Origin of the sequence: Pseudomonas alkylphenolica (assembly GCF_000746525.1) — a bacterium.
Classification (GTDB): domain Bacteria; phylum Pseudomonadota; class Gammaproteobacteria; order Pseudomonadales; family Pseudomonadaceae; genus Aquipseudomonas; species Aquipseudomonas alkylphenolica.
Genome location: NZ_CP009048.1, coordinates 379,917 through 397,459 on the forward strand (window position 1 = coordinate 379,917; position 17,543 = coordinate 397,459).

A 17,543-nucleotide genomic window follows, 5' to 3' on the forward strand; every position below is an offset into this window, starting at 1 on the left:
CCACGCTTGGGACTTTTGCACACAAAGTCTGTTGGCGTCTCTGTGGATAAGGTGTTCGCCTTCTGCTGTGAGCCTTGTGTTTAAAGGCTTGTAGAGATTTGATCAAATATTGATCAATATTTTTTGCAGGGAAAAACAATGACTTGCCCACATTAGCTGTGGGCTGTCCTGTGGATAAAGTGTTTGCTGTGTGCAGGGGCCCAGTGGGGCCGGGGCGTTGCGCGAGGTGGTTAAAATTTGAGCAGAGCATCGCGGGGCAAGCCCGCTCCCACCGGTTTTCACCATCCCGGTGGGAGCGGGCTTGCCCCGCGATCAGACTTTACTGCACAGCCACACCCTTGAGATAAGGCGCAGGCGCCGCCCCCAGGTTGTTCAACATACGCTCGCTGTACCAGTCAACGAAGTTCACCACCCCGAACTCATAGGTCTTGGAATACGGCCCAGGCTGATACGCCGTGGAGTTGATCCCGCGCTGGTTCTCTTCGGCCAGGCGCCGGTCCTGGTCGTTGGTGGCGTCCCATACCTGGCGCATGCGCTCGGGGTCGTAGTCCACACCCTCGACCGCATCCTTGTGCACCAGCCACTTGGTGGTGACCATGGTTTCCTGGGCGCTGATCGGCCACACGGTGAAGACGATCATGTGATCGCCCATGCAGTGGTTCCACGAGTGCGGCAGGTGCAGGATGCGCATCGAACCGAGGTCCGGGTTCTTGATCCGGCCCATCAGCTTCTGGCAGCCCTGCTTGCCGTCCAGGGTCATCGACACCGTGCCCTTGAGCAGCGGCATGCGCACGATGCGGTTGCGCAGGCCGAAGCTGGCGTGGGCATACGGAATCTTCTCGGCGTCCCAGGCCGCAGCCGAGGCGGCGACGTGATCCTTGAAGGCCTGGTCGGCACGCGGGTCGGTGACGTCGTCCCATTCCAGCAGGGTTTTCAGCAGCTCCGGGTGCGAACCGCTGCAGTGGTAGCACTCGCGGTTGTTTTCCAGCACCAGCTTCCAGTTGGCCTTTTCCATCAAAGTGGTTTGCACCGCCACCTTGGTGTTTTCCATGTCGTAGGGCTCCATGTAATGAGCCAGGGTGGCGAGGAAGTCGTCGATCGCCGGCGGATTCTCGGCCAGGCTGATGAAGATGTAGCCGCCAGCGGTCTTGACGTTGACCGGTTTGAGCCCGTACTGCTTCATGTCGAAATCGGCACCCATCTCGGTGCCGGCGAACAGCAGGCGGCCATCGAGCTCGTAGGTCCACTGGTGGTAATGGCAGACCAGTTTCGCCACCTTGCCCTTGTCGCTGGTGCACAGCCGAGAACCACGGTGACGACAGACGTTATGGAAGGCATGCACCTGGCCTTCAGCACCGCGCACCACGAGGATCGGGTTCTTGCCGATCTGCAGGGTGAGGAAGTTGCCCTTGGCCGGGATTTCACAGGTCATCCCGGCGATCAGCCATTCCTTCTGGAAAATCTCTTCCATATCGATCTGGAACAGGCGTTCGTCGCTATAGAACGGCTGTGGCAGCGAGAAGGTACGCTCGCGGCTCTGCAGCATCTCGGCAGTCGCCTTGCGCGCAGGTTCCAGTGGATCGCCCAGACTCAAAGTTGCGGTGACGTCCATCGTTCAGGTCCTCATGGCCGGTGTTTGTGGCCGGTGAAAGTGGCTAATCATTGTTATGGCGACGCAAGGCTGAATAACAGCAGGATCATTTGCGATGGAGTGTGCGTTCGAAGCCGCCGCGATCCATATCCATGGACGACATGATCAGATCCGTTTCCGACGCGCCAGCCCTTGTGGCAGGGGGCTGGTCGCGATAAGCACGCCGATGTCGCGGATAGGAATGTGTCCGCCGTGCAGCTTGAGCAGAATCGCAAGCATCAGGCCGCAGTCGGCCGTGGAGACGAGCATGTCCAATTTCCTCAATCCGGTCAGCACCCAGACCTGGGCCAACGGCCGCCACATCGTCCGTTGCGTCAAGGTGATCCAGGAAACCTGGGATGTGCGCACCTTCTGTTTCATGGCCGACCAGCCGATCATGTTCTTCTTCAAGCCCGGGCAGTTCGTCACCCTGGAGCTGGAGATCGACGGCGAGCCGATCATGCGCTCGTACACCATCTCCAGCTCGCCTTCGGTGCCTTACAGCTTCTCGGTGACGATCAAGCGGGTGCCGGGCGGCAAGGTCTCCAACTGGCTGCACGACACCCTGCACGAAGGCCAGGAGCTGGCGGTGCACGGCCCGGTCGGGCTGTTCAACGCCATCGACTTCCCCAGCCCCAAGGTGCTGTACCTCAGTGGCGGCGTCGGCATTACCCCGGTGATGTCCATGGCCCGCTGGTTCTACGACACCAATGGCAATGTCGACATGGTGTTTGTGCACAGCGCGCGCTCGCCGAAAGACATCATCTATCACCGCGAGCTGGAGCACATGGCGTCGCGGATCGACAACTTCAGCCTGCACATCATTTGTGAGAAGCACGGCCTGGGCGAGCCCTGGGCGGGCTATCGCGGCTACCTGAACCAGAAGCTGATGGAGCTGATTGCCCCGGACTACATGGAACGGGAAATCTTCTGCTGCGGCCCGACCCCGTACATGCATGCGGTCAAGCGTCTGCTTGAAGGCAGCGGCTATGACATGACCCGTTACCATGAGGAGTCGTTCGGGGCGACCCCAGCCGAGGTCAAGGCCGACGCCGTCGAGCTCGCCGAGCAAGCGGCCGACGCGCCGGAAGTGGACAATGCCGACCTGCATCAGGTGGAGTTTACCGCCGCCGGCAAGAGTATTCGGGTGGCGCCGGGTGAGACCGTGCATGCCGCGGCGGCCAAGCTTGGCCTGATGATTCCCAAGGCCTGCGGCATGGGCATCTGCGGCACCTGCAAGGTGCTCAAGCTGGGCGGCGAGGTGGAGATGGAGCACAACGGCGGCATCACCGATGATGACGTCGCCGAAGGCTATATCCTGTCGTGCTGCAGCGTGCCCAAGGGCGACGTGCGTATTGAATACTGATCCGGGAATTTTTCGCGGGGCAAGCCCGCTCCCACAGGGGGAGACTGCCCCCTGTGGGAGCGGGCTTGCCCCGCGATGATCAGACGCTGAAGCGTGCCACCAGCCCGTTGAGGTCAACCGCCAGGCGCGACAGCTCGGCACTGGCCGCAGTGGTCTGGTGGGCACCGGTGGCCGATTGCACCGACAGGTCGTTGATGTTGACCAGGTTGCGGTCCACTTCGCGGGCCACCTGAGCCTGCTCTTCGGCAGCGCTGGCGATCACCAGGTTGCGCTCGTTGATCTCGGCGACCGCGCCGGTGATGGTGTCCAGCGCCAGGCCTGCACCGCGGGCGATGTTCAGCGTCGACTCGGCACGTTCGGTGCTGTTGCGCATGGAGTTGACCGCCTGCTCGGTACCGCCCTGGATACTGCCGATCATCCGCTCGATTTCACTGGTCGACTGCTGGGTGCGGTGGGCCAGGGCGCGGACTTCATCGGCGACCACGGCAAAGCCACGACCGGCCTCACCGGCACGCGCGGCCTCGATGGCGGCGTTGAGTGCCAGCAGGTTGGTCTGGTCGGCCAGGCCGCGAATAACATCCAGGACCTTGCCGATATCTCGCGATTCTTCCGCCAGGTTGCCGATCAGTTCGGCGGTGCCCTGCACATCGACACTCATGCGCTCGATGGCGCTGACGGTTTCCAGCACCAGATCACGGCCATCGCCTGCCGAACGGGTGGCTTCCTTCGATGCTTCGGAGGTGCTCACGGCATTGCGCGCCACTTCTTCAACCGCGCTGGTCATCTCGGTGACAGCGGTGGCGGCCTGCTCGATTTCGTTGTTCTGCTGTTGCAGGCCACGGGCGCTTTCGTCGGTGACGCTGTTCAATTCTTCGGCAGCCGAGGCCAGCTGCGTGGCGGAGCCGGCAATCAGCTGCAGGGTGTCGCGCAGTTTATTCTGCATCTTGGCCATGGCCCGCAGCAGCCGTGCGGCTTCGTCGTGACCCTCGGTCTCGATGGTGCGGGTGAGGTCGCCTTCGGCGATGCGCTCGGCCGCCTGCAGGGCCTCATCGATCGGTTTGACGATACTGCGGGTCAGCAGCAGGGCACAGATCAGGGTCAGTACCGTGGCGGCCAACAGCAGGCTGATGACCAGGCTGACGGCGTTGGAATACTGATCGGCAGCGGTCTGGTTGATGGTACGGGTCTGCTCGGTGTTGATGCTGACCAGTTGATCCATGACGCTGTTGATCTGCTCGGAACTGTTGAGCATGTCGCGGTTGATCAGGGTGCGCAGGGTTTCCAGATCGTTGCTCTGCGAAGCCTGGTGCATGCGGCTTTCCAGCTGGCGGTACTCGTTGAGCAGCTGCACATACTGGTTGTAGGCGGAACGCTCCTGCGGACTGCTGATCAGCGGTTCATAAATCCGGCGCGCTTCATCGATCTGCTGGTTGCGCTGGCCGATCAGCTTGAGGGTGTTTTGCAGGGTATCGGCTTCGCGGTTGAGCAGCAGGCGATAGGACAAAGTTCGCAGGCGCAGGGTCAGCTGGGTGATCTGATCAAGGTTGGTGATGCTCGGCACCGAGGATTGCTCGATGAATTCACCGGCCTGGCGGATCTTGCTCATCTGGTTCAGGGCGAACAGACCCAGGCCCAGCATCAGCGCGCCGATCAAGGCGAACCCCAGCAGCGCGCGCGGGGCGATATTCATATTACGTAGGGACATGGTGGTCTTCCGGAGGGGGAAAAGGCGCGCCATACCGGCGCCGGATTCAGGATTGCCATCCCTATCGGACAACCTTGGGCAGACTTGAGGGGCGGAAGATGAAACTGTGAAATAGCCATCGGTTTTCCTGACAGGCGGGCATCTGCAGCGGGAACCGGACGCTGATCGGTGGGTCAATCTGCACCAGGCCGAAGCGTCTAACCCGATATCCCTGGCGACCACGCGGACTTTTCTTTATCGTGTGCGCCCCCTGAAAATCCCGAGAAGGCAATCATGTTGGAAACTTCCCTCAGTCAATTGGAACAACTTGTCAGCGACCTGGTACAGAAGAATCAGGAACTGACCGAACGCAACGAGCAGATCGCTGCTGAACTGGCCCAGGCCAAAGATGAAAACGAAAGCCTGCAGCTGGCGCTGATGGAACAGGAAGAAAAACAGGGCGCCACCGCCGCGCGCATCCAGGCCCTGGTCGAGCGCGCCAGCGTTGGTACCGTTAACGCATGAGAACTTCAGCACAGCCGATCAATGTCGTGTCGATCCTCGGCAGCGATTATTCGATCAAGGCCCCCGAAGGCCAGGAACAGGCCCTGGCGCAGGCCGTGCAGATGCTCAACGCGTCGCTGGCCGAGACCAAGCGTAAATACCCGACCCTGATTGGTGACAAGCTGCTGGTTCTGGCAGCCCTGAACCTGTGCTCGCAGCAGATCGAACTGCAACAGCAGCACCAGCAGGCCCTCGACCGTTACCAAGAGCAAGTCAGCGCCACGGTCGATGTCATTGCCCGGACCATCGGCAACAGCTGATCGGCTCCCGCTACACCGTTCCACTTCTTTTGCTTGCTCACTGCCCTTTCGGCAGTGGGCGGCATTGTCGTGGGTCAATGGAATAATTGTATTTTCGTCTGTATACAATTGGCCTGGCTATTGCAGCACAAGGCTTATTTACTCAGGGGAAGGTTCATGCAGTTCTGGCGGCGCAGTATCCAGTGGCAATTGATTGCAAGCATGGGCGCAGCCCTGTTGGTGAGCATTCTTATCGTGGTCGGAATCTACTCGGTGGCGGTCAATCGCCTGACTGAGCGTTACCTGGTCGACACTGCGTTGCCGGCCAGCATTGAGGCGATTCGTAACGACATCGAGCGGATGTTGAGCCGTCCGCTCACCGCCGCCGCCGATATTGCCAACAACACGTTGCTGCGCGACTGGCTGGCGGCGGGCGAAGACAGTGCCCAGGCGCCGCAATTTATCGAGTACCTCGAAGCGCTGCGGCAGAAAAACCAGGCCTTCACGGCGTTGTTCGCAGCCACTGAAACCAACCATTACTACAACGAGAAAGGCCTTGATCGTACGTTGAGCCGCAGCAACCCGGCCGACAAATGGTTCTTTGGTTTCATCGACAGCGGCAATCCGCGCCTGCTCAACATCGACACCGATGGCAGTACCGGTGAACTGGCACTGTTCATCGACTATCGGGTGGAAAAGGCCGGCAAACTGGTTGGCATTGCCGGGCTCGGTCTGCGCATGACCGAACTGTCGGAATTGATCCACAACTTCAGTTTCGGTGAGCGCGGCCGGGTGTTTCTGGTGCGCGGCGATGGCCTGATCCAGGTTCATCCGGAGCAGCAATTGAGCGGCAAAACCAAGCTTGCCGAGCAGATCGGTGAGTCGGCCGCCCAGGCTGTCTTGAACCGAACCGAAGGCTTGCACAGCAGCCGCTTCGAGCGTGACGGCGAGAGCTACCTGGCCCTGAGCCTGCCGCTGCGCGACCTGAACTGGACCCTGGTCGCTGAAGTACCGCAAGCGCAAATCTATGCCCCGGTGCGCCAGACGGTGTGGTTGACCAGCCTGATTGGTGCCGGCGTGGCGCTGGTGTCGTTGCTGCTGGTGGTGTTGCTGGCCCGTGGCATTGTCCGGCCGATCCGCCGGGTTACCGGGGCGCTTATGGCGATTGGCAACGGTGGCGGTGACCTGACCCAGCGCCTGGATGCGACGCGCGCGGATGAACTGGGCGACCTGGCTCGCGGGTTCAACCGCTTTCTCGACAGCCAGCGCGACCTCATCGGCGAGGTCTTGCACACCAGCGAACGCTTGCACCGTTCGGTCGAACTGGTGACCCAGGTTGTGGAGAACACCGCAGACCGCTCGGGGCGTCAGCAGGAAATGACCGAAATGGTTGCCACGGCAGTGCATGAAATGGGCCTGACCGTACAGGACATCGCGCAGAACGCCGGCAATGCCGCACACGCGTCGGAAACCGCGCGTACCGAGGCGCTTGCCGCCCGCGAAGTGGTGCGCCGTTCGATTGCCCATATCGAGGGCATGTCCGGTGAAATAGGCCAGGCGGCCCATGCAGTGGGTGAGCTGGCCAGTGAAGTGGCGTCAATCGACGAGGTGCTGGCGGTCATCCGCAGCATCTCCGAACAGACCAACCTGCTGGCGCTCAACGCCGCCATCGAAGCGGCGCGTGCCGGGGAGATGGGCCGCGGCTTTGCCGTGGTCGCCGACGAAGTGCGCACCTTGGCCCGGCGCACGCAGGTGTCCACCGATGAAGTGCAGCAGATGATCCTGCGCCTGAAGCACGGCGCCGGCAGCGCAGTGACATCGATGCAGGCCGGGCAGGCGGCAACCGGCACCGGTGTGCAATCCAGCCAGCAGACCGGCGCCTCACTGAGCACCATTACCGATCAGGTCGAACACATCAGTGACATGAACCATCAGGTGGCGACAGCTACCGAGGAGCAGTCGGCGGTGACCGAGGAGATCAATCGTACCGTTCAGGGGATTTCCGATCTGGCCCGGGAGACGGCATCCGAAGTGCAGGAATGTCGTGAGGAGTGTCAGGCGTTGCGCGGGTTGGCCGATGATCTGGCGCGGCAGATGGGAGGCTTCAGGTTGTAACGCCGGATCATGCAGACGAGCCGGGTGTGTGAGCGATGAAAATACTCAGCACACCCGGTTGAGTCAGTTATTAAGATAATTTGCGTGTTAAACAGACTAGTTGCAAATGATCGGGGTCGAGTAAAATAATTACCCTGACTTGGATCTCATGATTGTTTTTATCTTTTTCAAAAACCGACCCTGTCTGGAGATGGATTAGCGCATCTTTTAGATGCCCAGTTACCGGATGAGCGGTACCGTCGCTTATATCCCCTAGATAAACAGAGAATGGTCCTTCTTTAGTGGCTTCATTGATGAGTTTGATGTTAGGAGGAGTGGCACTTTCAAAGTTGTAAGGGTTTTTGAAATCCCAGCGACCTCTGCCTTCAAATACCGTGTATCTGTGCACAGAAGGAGCCCCAGTGAAGCTACCTGGATAGTCTGTAGCGCTAAGATTCATCACGAATTTTTTCAAGTCGGGGTGGTTAACCTGACTGTCAAAATAATAGACATCAAGATCTTCGTACATTGAAATTCTCTCCGGCCAGTGACGTAATTGTGTTGTTGGCGTCTGCATTTTCGATAGTATGCGGATTGGCACGACTCGCAACTGACAGTTTTATCAGTTGACAGCAGGTGTTTTTTGCTAAGGCCGCCTGCTGCCTCGCCAGTCTCGTTGAGCGAAATTCAAGTTTGGCTAGAGGCTTCTCTGTGACAAGAGATAACTGATAGTCGTTGTATCTGACTTATTGGCTTTTATTTGTTCGGGTTTAAGAAGGCCGGTTTACGTTCAGGGGATTTCCGATCTGGCCGCGGAGACGGTATCCGAAGTACAGGAGTGTCGTGAGGAGTGTCAGGCATTGCGCGGGTTGGCCGATGATCTGGCGCGGCAGATGGGTGGGTTCAAGCTTTAGATTGATTCGCGGGGCAAGCCCGCTCCCACAGAGGTATCACAACACCCAGTGGGAGCGGGCTTGCCCCGCGATGCAGTCGTCAGGCGCCCATGGCCTCACGGATGTCCGCCGCCAGTTCACGCACCCGCGCCTCGTCGGTGTCCCACGAACACATGAACCGCGCACCGCCACTACCAATGAAGGTGTAGAAGCGCCAGCCCTTGTTGCGCAAGGCTTCCAGTGCCTGTTCCGACATCTGCAGGAACACCCCGTTGGCTTCCACCGGGAACATCAGCTCTACGCCCGGCACGTCACTCACCAGTTCGCTGAGCAGTTGTGCGCAGCGGTTGGCATGGGCGCCGTACTTGAGCCAGGCGCCGGTTTCCAGCAAACCGACCCATGGCGCAGACAGAAAGCGCATCTTCGAGGCCAGCTGGCCTGCCTGTTTGCAACGGTAGTCGAAGTCTTCGGCCAGTTTGCGGTTGAAGAACAGGATCGCCTCGCCTACCGCCATGCCGTTTTTGGTACCGCCAAAGCACAGCACATCGACACCGGCCTTCCAGGTCAGCTCGGCCGGCGTGCAGCCGAGGTAGGCGCAGGCGTTGCTGAAGCGGGCGCCGTCCATGTGCAGGTTCAGGCCCAGCTCCTTGCAGGTGGCGCTGATGGCCTTGAGCTCTTCCGGGCGATACACGCTGCCGACTTCGGTGGCCTGGGTAATGGTCACCACACGTGGCTTGGGGTAGTGGATGTCCTGGCGCTTGAGGGCAATTTCGCGGATCGATTCAGGGGTCAGCTTGCCGGCCACGGTACGGGCGGTGAGCAGTTTCGAGCCGTTTGAGAAGAACTCCGGCGCGCCACATTCGTCGGTCTCGACGTGGGCGGTCTCCGAGCAGATCACGCTGTGATAGCTCTGGCACAGCGACGACAGCGCCAGCGAGTTGGCGGCGGTGCCGTTGAAGGCGAAGAACACTTCGCAGTCGGTTTCGAACAGTTTGCGAAAGTACTCCGAGGCGCGCGCGGTCCACTGGTCATCACCGTAGGCGCGGTCGTGACCCTGGTTGGCTTTTTCCATCGCGGCCCAGGCTTCCGGGCAGATACCTGAGTAGTTGTCGCTGGCGAATTGCTGGCTTTGATCTGTCATGACACTGTCCTGTGAACGACGCAGGTGAGCACTGTAAACAAGATTTATGAAGTCGCCTATACAGCTGTATTGGACGGTAAAGCATCGCGGGGCAAGCCCGCTCCCACAGGATCTGCACAACCCGGTGGGAGCGGGCTTGCCCCGCGATCAGGTCGCATGTCGTAAACGCACCTTTGTGTGGCGTCCATAGGCATCTGGGCTGTCTGCGTCGGGCATAGGATCGCTGCAAAAGGGCAATTGCCCGACAAGAACCGATGCCGCTGCCGGGAGAGACGCGATGTTCAGCAAGCAAGACCAGATCCAGGGTTACGACGATGCACTGCTGGCGGCGATCAATGCCGAAGAGCAACGCCAGGAAGATCACATCGAACTGATCGCCTCGGAAAACTACACCAGCAAGCGCGTCATGCAGGCCCAGGGCAGCGGCCTGACCAACAAATACGCCGAAGGTTATCCAGGCAAGCGCTACTACGGCGGTTGCGAGCATGTGGATAAAGTCGAGCAACTGGCTATCGATCGCGCCAAGCAGCTGTTCGGCGCCGACTACGCCAACGTCCAGCCGCACTCCGGCTCCTCGGCCAACAGTGCCGTGTACCTGGCTCTGCTGCAGGCCGGCGATACCATTCTCGGCATGAGCCTGGCCCATGGCGGCCACCTGACCCACGGCGCCAAGGTGTCGTCTTCGGGCAAGCTGTACAACGCCGTGCAGTACGGCATCGACACCAGCACCGGGCTGATCGACTACAACGAAGTCGAGCGCCTGGCCGTGGAACACAAGCCGAAGATGATCGTTGCCGGGTTCTCGGCCTACTCGAAAACCCTCGATTTTCCACGTTTCCGTCAGATCGCCGACAAGGTCGGCGCCTACCTGTTCGTCGACATGGCCCACGTTGCCGGTCTGGTGGCTGCGGGCCTGTATCCGAACCCGCTGCCTTACGCCGATGTGGTCACCACCACCACCCACAAGACCCTGCGCGGCCCACGTGGCGGCCTGATCCTGGCGCGCAGCAACGAAGAGATCGAAAAGAAGCTCAACGCCGCGGTATTCCCCGGTGCCCAGGGCGGCCCGCTGATGCATGTGATCGCCGCCAAGGCAGTGTGCTTCAAGGAGGCGCTGGAGCCGGGCTTCAAGACTTATCAACAGCAGGTGATCGACAACGCCCAGGCCATGGCCAAGGTGTTTATCGAGCGTGGCTTCGATGTGGTCTCCGGTGGTACCGACAACCACCTGTTCCTGGTCAGCCTGATTCGCCAGGGGCTGACCGGTAAAGATGCCGACGCTGCCCTGGGCCGCGCCCACATCACCGTCAACAAGAACGCCGTACCCAACGATCCGCAGTCGCCGTTCGTCACCTCCGGCCTGCGCATCGGCACCCCGGCGGTTACCAGCCGCGGCTTCAAGGTTGCCCAGTGCGTGGAACTGGCCGGCTGGATCTGCGACATCCTCGACAACCTCGGCGATGCCGATGTCGAGGCTGATGTTGCGAAGAACGTGTCGGCACTCTGTGCAGATTTCCCGGTTTATCGCTGAGCGGTTCAGGAGTGAAGACTATGCAACGTTACTCGGGCTTCGGCCTTCTCAAGCACTCGCTCAGCCACCACGAAAACTGGCAGCGCATGTGGCGCACGCCGACCCCGAAAAAGGTCTACGACGTGGTCATCGTCGGCGGTGGCGGGCACGGCCTGGCTACGGCCTACTATCTGGCCAAGGAACACGGCATCACCAACGTCGCCGTGGTCGAGAAGGGCTGGCTGGGCGGCGGTAACACCGCGCGCAATACCACCATCGTGCGCTCCAACTACCTGTGGGACGAATCGGCACATCTCTATGAACATGCCATGAAGCTCTGGGAAGGGCTGTCGCAAGACATCAACTACAACGTGATGTTCTCCCAGCGCGGCGTCTACAACCTCTGCCACACCCTGCAGGACATTCGCGACTCCGAGCGCCGGGTCAACGCCAACCGCCTCAACGGCGTGGACGGCGAGCTGCTCAACACCCAGCAGGTCGCCGAAGAAATCCCCTACCTGGATTGCTCGAAAAACACCCGCTATCCGATCCTCGGCGCCACCGTGCAACGGCGCGGTGGCGTGGCCCGTCACGATGCCGTGGCCTGGGGCTACGCACGTGCCGCCGATGCCCTGGGCGTGGACCTGATCCAGCAGACCGAAGTGATCGGCTTTCGTAAGGAAAACGGTGTGGTCATCGGGGTCGAGACCAACAAGGGCTTTATCGGCGCCAAGCGCGTCGGTGTGGTCACCGCCGGTAACTCCGGGCACATGGCCAGGCTCGCCGGCTTCCGCCTGCCGATCGAATCGCATCCGCTGCAGGCGCTGGTGTCCGAACCGCTCAAGCCGATCATCGACAGCGTGATCATGTCCAACGCCGTGCACGGCTACATCAGCCAGTCGGACAAGGGTGACCTGGTCATCGGCGCCGGTATCGACGGCTGGGTTGGCTACGGTCAGCGCGGTTCGTACCCGGTGATCGAACACACCCTGCAGGCGATCGTCGAAATGTTTCCGATTCTTTCGCGGGTGCGGATGAACCGCCAGTGGGGCGGCATCGTCGACACCACGCCGGACGCTTGCCCGATCATCTCCAAAACCCCGGTGAAGAACATGTTCTTCAACTGTGGCTGGGGCACCGGCGGCTTCAAGGCCACCCCGGGCTCGGGCAACGTTTTTGCCGCCAGTCTGGCCAAGGGCGAAATGCACCCGCTGGCCAAACCTTTTTCCATCGACCGTTTCTACAACGGTGCACTGATCGACGAACACGGCGCCGCCGCTGTCGCCCACTAACAGGAGAAATCCCTATGTTGCATATCTTCTGTCCCCACTGCGGCGAGCTGCGCTCCGAAGAGGAGTTCCACGCCGCAGGCCAGGCGCACATTCCGCGGCCGCTGGACCCCAGCGCCTGCTCCGACGAGGAGTGGGGCACCTACATGTTCTTCCGTGACAACCCGCGTGGCCTGCACCACGAGCTGTGGATTCACGCCGCCGGTTGCCGCCAGTACTTCAACGCCACCCGTGACACGGTGACCTACGAAATCCTGGAAACCTATCCGATCGGCGCCAAGCCGCAAGTGACCGGCAAAAACACCAGCCCGCAGTTGGCAGTCAGTGGTCAGGGAGAAAAGGTATGAGCCAGGTCTATCGCCTGTCCAACGGCGGTCGTATCGATCGCAGCAAAGTCTTGAACTTCACTTTCAACGGCCAGACCTACCAGGGTTATGCCGGTGACACCCTGGCCGCAGCGTTGCTGGCCAACGGTGTGGACATCGTCGGGCGCAGCTTCAAGTACTCGCGCCCCCGCGGGATCATCGCCGCAGGCTCCGAAGAGCCGAACGCGATCCTGCAGATCGGTGCCACCGAAGCCACCCAGGTGCCCAACGTGCGCGCCACCCAGCAGGCCCTGTATGCCGGCCTGGTGGCCACCAGCACCAACGGCTGGCCGAGCGTCAACACCGACGTCATGGGGATTCTCGGCAAGGTCGGCGGCAAGCTGATGCCGCCGGGCTTCTACTACAAGACGTTCATGTACCCGCAGTCGTTCTGGATGACCTACGAGAATTACATCCGCAAGGCGGCCGGCCTTGGCCGTGCGCCGCTGGAAAACGATCCGGACAGCTACGACTACATGAACCAGCACTGTGACGTGCTGGTGGTCGGCGCTGGGCCTGCCGGCCTTGCCGCGGCATTGGCCGCCGGGCGTAGCGGTGCCCGGGTGATCCTTGCCGATGAGCAGGAAGAGTTCGGTGGCAGCCTGCTCGACAGCCGTGAAAGCCTGGATGGCAAACCGGCTGCCGAATGGGTCGCGGCGGTGATCGCCGAGCTCAAGGGCATGCGTGAAGTGACCCTGTTGCCACGGGCCACGGTCAACGGTTACCACGACCACAACTTCCTCACCATCCACGAGCGCCTGACCGACCACCTGGGCGATCGCGCGCCGATCGGCACCGTGCGCCAGCGCATGCACCGGGTACGTGCCAAGCGCGTGGTGCTGGCCACTGGCGCCCATGAGCGTCCGCTGGTGTACGGCAACAACGATGTGCCGGGCAACATGCTGGCCGGCGCGGTTTCCACCTACGTGCGTCGTTATGGCGTGGCGCCGGGCCGCAACCTGGTGCTGTCGACCAACAACGACCATGCCTACCGTGTGGCGCTGGACTGGCATGACGCCGGCCTGAAAGTGGTCGCCATCGCCGACGCCCGGCACAACCCGCGCGGTTCGCTGGTGGAAGAAGCGCGGGCCAAGGGCATGCGCATCCTCACCTCCAGCGCAGTGATCGAGTCGCGTGGCAGCAAGCATGTGACCGCTGCCCGTGTCGCCGCGATTGACGTCAAAGCGCACAAAATCACCAGCCCGGGCGAATGGCTGGACTGCGATCTGGTTGCCACTTCCGGTGGCTACAGCCCGGTCGTGCACCTGGCTTCGCACCTGGGCGGCAAGCCGGTCTGGCGTGAAGACATTCTCGGCTTCGTGCCGGGCGACGCACCGCAGAAGCGTGTGTGTGTCGGTGGCATCAACGGTGTGTTCGCCCTGGCCGACACCCTGGCAGACGGTTTCGAAGGCGGCGTGCGCGCGGCAACCGAAGCCGGTTTCAAGGCCGTGCAGGGCACCCTGCCGAAAGTCCTGGCGCGTCAGGAAGAAGCTACCGTGGCACTGTTCCAGGTGCCCCACGACAAAAACACCGCACGGGCGCCGAAGCAATTCGTCGACCAGCAGAACGACGTCACCGCCGCCGCCATCGAACTGGCTACACGCGAAGGTTTCGAATCGGTCGAGCACGTCAAACGCTACACCGCCCTGGGCTTCGGTACCGATCAGGGCAAGCTGGGCAACATCAACGGCCTGGCCATCGCAGCGCGCTCGATGGGCATCACCATTCCGGAAATGGGCACCACCATGTTCCGCCCCAACTACACGCCGATCACCTTCGGCGCCGTGGCTGGCCGGCACTGTGGGCACCTGTTCGAACCGGTGCGTTTCACCGCGCTGCATGCCTGGCACCTGAAAAGCGGCGCCGAGTTTGAAGACGTCGGCCAGTGGAAACGGCCGTGGTACTTCCCGCGCAACGGCGAAGACCTTCATGCCGCCGTGGCCCGTGAGTGCAAGGCTGTGCGTGACAGCGTCGGCCTGCTCGATGCTTCGACTCTGGGCAAGATCGATATCCAGGGCCCGGACGCCCGCGAGTTCCTCAACCGCATTTACACCAACGCCTGGACCAAGCTCGATGTAGGCAAGGCCCGTTATGGCTTGATGTGCAAGGAAGACGGCATGGTCTTCGACGACGGCGTGACGGCTTGCGTCGGCGAAAACCACTTCATCATGACCACCACGACCGGCGGCGCGGCGCGTGTACTGCAGTGGCTGGAGATTTATCAACAGACCGAATGGCCAGACCTGAAGGTGTACTTCACCTCGGTGACCGACCATTGGGCGACCCTGACCCTGTCGGGCCCGAACAGCCGCAAGCTGCTCAGCGAAGTGACTGATATCGACCTGGACAAGGACGCGTTCCCGTTCATGAGCTGGAAGGAAGGCCTGGTCGCGGGTGTGCCAGCGCGGGTGTTCCGCATCTCGTTCACCGGTGAGCTGTCGTACGAAATCAACATCCAGGCCAACTACGCCATGGGCGTGCTGGAGAAAATCGCCGAGGCCGGCAAGCAGTACAACCTCACCCCTTACGGCACCGAGACCATGCACGTCCTGCGGGCCGAGAAGGGCTTCATCATCGTCGGTCAGGACACCGACGGCTCGATGACCCCGGACGACCTCAACATGGGCTGGTGTGTGGGCCGTACCAAGCCGTTCTCGTGGATTGGCTGGCGCGGCATGAACCGCGAAGACTGCGTGCGCGAAAACCGCAAGCAGCTGGTCGGGCTCAAGCCGGTCGACCCGACCCAGTGGCTGCCGGAAGGCGCACAACTGGTGTTCGACCCGAAACAAGCGATCCCGATGGACATGGTCGGTCACGTCACCTCCAGCTATGCCAGCAACTCCCTGGGCTATTCCTTTGCCATGGGCGTGGTGAAAGGCGGGCTCAAGCGGATCGGCGAGCGGGTTTACTCGCCGCAGGCCGATGGCAGCGTGATTGAAGCGGAGATCTGTTCTTCGGTGTTCTTCGATCCGAAGGGTGAGCGGCAGAACATCTAACACTGTGGGAAGGGGATTGTGTGTGGGAGCGGGCTTGCCCCGCGATGCGATGTTGACTGTACCGACGTCATCGCGGGGCAAGCCCGCTCCCACAGAAGTCCCTCCCGCAGGCAGGGTCCATAGAATTCAAGGCAGGTGAGTAATGAGCACGATCAACGTCTACCAGCAACGCCCCGGCAACGACGTCAAAGCCGAGTCGCCACTGCATCACGCCGACCTGCCCAGCCTGGTCGGCAAAGGCCGCAAGAACGCCGGGGTGACCCTGCGGGAACACAAGTTTCTCGGTCATCTGACCCTGCGTGGCGATGGCCGCGACCCCGCGTTTGCCGGCGGTGTGTTCAAGGCCTTGGGCCTGGAACTGCCAGTGGCGCTGACCGTGGTCGCCAACGGCGAGATGTCGCTGCAATGGCTGGGCCCGGATGAGTGGCTGCTGATCGTCCCAGGCGGCCAGGAATTCGCGGTCGAGCAGAAGCTGCGCGATGCCCTCGACGGTCAGCATATCCAGGTGGTCAACGTCAGCGGCGGGCAAACCCTGCTGGAACTGAGCGGCCCGAATGTGCGCGAAGTGCTGATGAAATCCACCAGCTATGATGTTCATCCAAACAACTTCCCGGTCGGCAAGGCCGTGGGCACGGTGTTCGCCAAGTCGCAACTGGTGATCCGCCGTACCGGCGAGGAAACCTGGGAACTGCTGATTCGTCGCAGCTTCTCCGATTACTGGTGGCTGTGGCTGCAGGACGCGGCAGCCGAATACGGTTTGAGCATCGAGGCCTAGGGAGAGTCGTCATGAGCCGAGCACCGGACACCTGGATTCTCACCGCTGACTGTCCGAGCCTGCTCGGTACGGTGGATGTGGTGACGCGTTATCTGTATGAGCAGCACTGCTACGTCACCGAGCACCATTCGTTCGATGACCGGTTGTCCGGGCGCTTCTTCATTCGCGTGGAATTCCGTCAGCCGGATGACTTCGACGAAGCCAGTTTTCGTGCAGGCCTTGCGGAGCGGGGCGAGGCCTTTGGCATGCTGTTCGAGCTGACCGCGCCCAAGCATCGACCGAAAGTGGTGATCATGGTGTCCAAAGCCGATCACTGCCTCAACGACCTGCTCTATCGCCAGCGCATCGGGCAATTGAGCATGGACGTTGTGGCGGTGATCTCCAACCACCCGGACCTCGAACCGCTGGCCCAGTGGCACCGCATTCCCTATTACCACTTCGCCCTGGAGCCGCACGATAAACCGGCGCAGGAGCGCAAGGTGCTGCAGGTGATCGAAGAGTCCGGCGCCGAACTGGTGATCCTTGCCCGCTACATGCAGGTGCTGTCGCCGGAACTGTGCCGCAAGCTCGACGGTTGGGCGATCAACATCCATCACTCGCTGCTGCCGGGCTTCAAGGGCGCCAAGCCCTATCACCAGGCCTACAACAAAGGCGTGAAGCTGGTGGGGGCGACGGCCCACTACATCAACAACGATCTCGACGAAGGGCCGATCATTGCCCAGGGCGTGGAGTCGGTCGATCACAGTCACTATCCGGAAGACCTGATCGCCAAAGGCCGCGACATCGAGTGCCTGACGTTGGCGCGGGCGGTGGGCTATCACATTGAGCGGCGAGTGTTTTTGAATGCCAACAGGACGGTAGTGCTTTGATCGCGGGGCAAGCCCGCTCCCACCGGGTTGAGTGGCCCCGCGATAAAACAAACAGATTCCAGTAACACAGCGCCGCCCCCGGGCAGCGCACTTTGCACCGCTACATAACAACAAACTTTAGCGAGGTA

General features: G+C 61.2%; 15 protein-coding genes and 2 pseudogenes. 11 read left to right on the forward strand and 6 right to left on the reverse strand.

Translation table 11 applies throughout. The features are described from left to right. Positions 1–319 precede the first annotated feature (319 nt). Positions 320–1,612 carry a glycine betaine monooxygenase oxygenase subunit gene (gbca, locus tag PSAKL28_RS01775; protein WP_038605823.1) on the reverse strand — a complete coding sequence of 431 codons (1,293 nt, stop codon included), beginning with the start codon at positions 1,610–1,612 and terminating at the stop codon, positions 320–322. A gap of 144 nt (positions 1,613–1,756) precedes the next feature. Then, entirely contained in the window at positions 1,757–1,900 is a 144-nt protein-coding gene (locus PSAKL28_RS27555; protein WP_157686991.1) for a hypothetical protein, read from the reverse strand. On the opposite strand from PSAKL28_RS27555, the gene gbcB reads away from it, so the two are divergent. Next, on the forward strand, positions 1,899–2,996 hold the full coding sequence (gene gbcB, locus PSAKL28_RS01785) for a glycine betaine monooxygenase reductase subunit (protein ID WP_038605826.1): 1,098 nt from the start codon (positions 1,899–1,901) through the stop codon (positions 2,994–2,996). The two genes, PSAKL28_RS27555 and gbcB, sit on opposite strands and share 2 nt — an antisense overlap. Before the next feature lie 79 nt (positions 2,997–3,075). Here the strand turns inward: gbcB and PSAKL28_RS28430 are convergent, their stop codons facing one another. Together PSAKL28_RS28430 and PSAKL28_RS28435 are read right to left on the reverse strand one after the other, a co-directional pair. Next, on the reverse strand, positions 3,076–3,948 hold the full coding sequence (locus tag PSAKL28_RS28430; RefSeq protein WP_371261986.1) for a methyl-accepting chemotaxis protein: 873 nt from the start codon (positions 3,946–3,948) through the stop codon (positions 3,076–3,078). Next, positions 3,931–4,734 (reverse strand): annotated as a pseudogene (locus PSAKL28_RS28435) (MCP four helix bundle domain-containing protein); the annotation flags it as partial. The gene PSAKL28_RS28430 and the pseudogene PSAKL28_RS28435, both read right to left, overlap by 18 nt. Positions 4,735–4,974: 240 nt before the next feature. On the opposite strand from PSAKL28_RS28435, the gene PSAKL28_RS01795 reads away from it, so the two are divergent. From PSAKL28_RS01795 to PSAKL28_RS28445, 4 genes and pseudogenes are all read left to right on the forward strand, one after another. Further along, positions 4,975–5,205: a hypothetical protein gene (locus PSAKL28_RS01795; RefSeq protein WP_038605832.1), complete on the forward strand. Its 231-nt coding sequence runs from the start codon at positions 4,975–4,977 to the stop codon at positions 5,203–5,205. After that, positions 5,202–5,504, forward strand: a complete 303-nt coding sequence (locus PSAKL28_RS01800) for a cell division protein ZapA (protein ID WP_028942233.1) — start codon at positions 5,202–5,204, stop codon at positions 5,502–5,504. The genes PSAKL28_RS01795 and PSAKL28_RS01800 overlap by 4 nt, the downstream gene beginning before the upstream one ends. A 201-nt stretch (positions 5,505–5,705) precedes the next feature. Further along, a pseudogene (locus PSAKL28_RS28440) lies at positions 5,706–6,737 on the forward strand (HAMP domain-containing protein); the annotation flags it as partial. A gap of 132 nt (positions 6,738–6,869) precedes the next feature. Next, a complete protein-coding gene (locus PSAKL28_RS28445) occupies positions 6,870–7,598 on the forward strand; it encodes a methyl-accepting chemotaxis protein (protein ID WP_371261987.1) in 729 nt (242 codons plus the stop codon). 70 nt (positions 7,599–7,668) lie between these two features. On the opposite strand, the gene PSAKL28_RS27560 is transcribed toward PSAKL28_RS28445, so the two are convergent. Together PSAKL28_RS27560 and PSAKL28_RS01810 are read right to left on the reverse strand one after the other, a co-directional pair. After that, positions 7,669–8,106 carry a hypothetical protein gene (locus tag PSAKL28_RS27560; RefSeq protein ID WP_157686992.1) on the reverse strand — a complete coding sequence of 146 codons (438 nt, stop codon included), beginning with the start codon at positions 8,104–8,106 and terminating at the stop codon, positions 7,669–7,671. A gap of 464 nt (positions 8,107–8,570) precedes the next feature. After that, on the reverse strand, positions 8,571–9,611 hold the full coding sequence (locus tag PSAKL28_RS01810) for a threonine aldolase family protein (RefSeq protein WP_038605839.1): 1,041 nt from the start codon (positions 9,609–9,611) through the stop codon (positions 8,571–8,573). A gap of 277 nt (positions 9,612–9,888) precedes the next feature. Here PSAKL28_RS01810 and glyA point away from each other — a divergent pair, with 277 nt between their 5' ends. The 6 genes from glyA to purU all read left to right on the forward strand — a co-directional run bounded on the left by glyA (position 9,889) and on the right by purU (position 17,415). Beyond that, positions 9,889–11,142, forward strand: a complete 1,254-nt coding sequence (gene glyA, locus PSAKL28_RS01815) for a serine hydroxymethyltransferase (RefSeq protein WP_038605841.1) — start codon at positions 9,889–9,891, stop codon at positions 11,140–11,142. Between the two features lie 20 nt (positions 11,143–11,162). Next, positions 11,163–12,413 (forward strand): sarcosine oxidase subunit beta family protein, encoded by a 1,251-nt coding sequence (locus tag PSAKL28_RS01820; RefSeq protein WP_038605844.1) that lies wholly within the window; start codon positions 11,163–11,165, stop codon positions 12,411–12,413. Between the two features lie 14 nt (positions 12,414–12,427). Further along, positions 12,428–12,757: a sarcosine oxidase subunit delta gene (locus PSAKL28_RS01825; RefSeq protein ID WP_038605847.1), complete on the forward strand. Its 330-nt coding sequence runs from the start codon at positions 12,428–12,430 to the stop codon at positions 12,755–12,757. Further along, entirely contained in the window at positions 12,754–15,771 is a 3,018-nt protein-coding gene (locus PSAKL28_RS01830) for a sarcosine oxidase subunit alpha (RefSeq protein WP_038605849.1), read from the forward strand. Before PSAKL28_RS01825 ends, PSAKL28_RS01830 begins: the two co-directional genes overlap by 4 nt. A gap of 142 nt (positions 15,772–15,913) precedes the next feature. Then, a complete protein-coding gene (locus PSAKL28_RS01835; protein ID WP_038605852.1) occupies positions 15,914–16,546 on the forward strand; it encodes a sarcosine oxidase subunit gamma in 633 nt (210 codons plus the stop codon). 11 nt (positions 16,547–16,557) lie between these two features. Further along, positions 16,558–17,415: a formyltetrahydrofolate deformylase gene (purU, locus tag PSAKL28_RS01840; protein WP_038605855.1), complete on the forward strand. Its 858-nt coding sequence runs from the start codon at positions 16,558–16,560 to the stop codon at positions 17,413–17,415. Positions 17,416–17,543 lie beyond the last annotated feature (128 nt).

Excerpts from the sequence above, each read along its gene's own strand:
- glyA (WP_038605841.1), top strand. The coding sequence starts at position 9,889 with ATGTTCAGCAAGCAAGACCAGATCCAGGGTTACGACGATGCACTGCTG.
- PSAKL28_RS27555 (WP_157686991.1), bottom strand. The coding sequence starts at position 1,900 with ATGCTCGTCTCCACGGCCGACTGCGGCCTGATGCTTGCGATTCTGCTC.
- PSAKL28_RS01830 (WP_038605849.1), top strand. The coding sequence starts at position 12,754 with ATGAGCCAGGTCTATCGCCTGTCCAACGGCGGTCGTATCGATCGCAGC.
- gbcB (WP_038605826.1), top strand. The coding sequence starts at position 1,899 with ATGTCCAATTTCCTCAATCCGGTCAGCACCCAGACCTGGGCCAACGGC.
- gbca (WP_038605823.1), bottom strand. The coding sequence starts at position 1,612 with ATGGACGTCACCGCAACTTTGAGTCTGGGCGATCCACTGGAACCTGCG.
- PSAKL28_RS28430 (WP_371261986.1), bottom strand. The coding sequence starts at position 3,948 with ATGGCCAAGATGCAGAATAAACTGCGCGACACCCTGCAGCTGATTGCC.
- PSAKL28_RS01810 (WP_038605839.1), bottom strand. The coding sequence starts at position 9,611 with ATGACAGATCAAAGCCAGCAATTCGCCAGCGACAACTACTCAGGTATC.
- PSAKL28_RS01820 (WP_038605844.1), top strand. The coding sequence starts at position 11,163 with ATGCAACGTTACTCGGGCTTCGGCCTTCTCAAGCACTCGCTCAGCCAC.
- PSAKL28_RS01795 (WP_038605832.1), top strand. The coding sequence starts at position 4,975 with ATGTTGGAAACTTCCCTCAGTCAATTGGAACAACTTGTCAGCGACCTG.
- PSAKL28_RS01800 (WP_028942233.1), top strand. The coding sequence starts at position 5,202 with ATGAGAACTTCAGCACAGCCGATCAATGTCGTGTCGATCCTCGGCAGC.
- PSAKL28_RS28445 (WP_371261987.1), top strand. The coding sequence starts at position 6,870 with ATGGTTGCCACGGCAGTGCATGAAATGGGCCTGACCGTACAGGACATC.
- PSAKL28_RS27560 (WP_157686992.1), bottom strand. The coding sequence starts at position 8,106 with ATGTACGAAGATCTTGATGTCTATTATTTTGACAGTCAGGTTAACCAC.
- purU (WP_038605855.1), top strand. The coding sequence starts at position 16,558 with ATGAGCCGAGCACCGGACACCTGGATTCTCACCGCTGACTGTCCGAGC.
- PSAKL28_RS01825 (WP_038605847.1), top strand. The coding sequence starts at position 12,428 with ATGTTGCATATCTTCTGTCCCCACTGCGGCGAGCTGCGCTCCGAAGAG.
- PSAKL28_RS01835 (WP_038605852.1), top strand. The coding sequence starts at position 15,914 with ATGAGCACGATCAACGTCTACCAGCAACGCCCCGGCAACGACGTCAAA.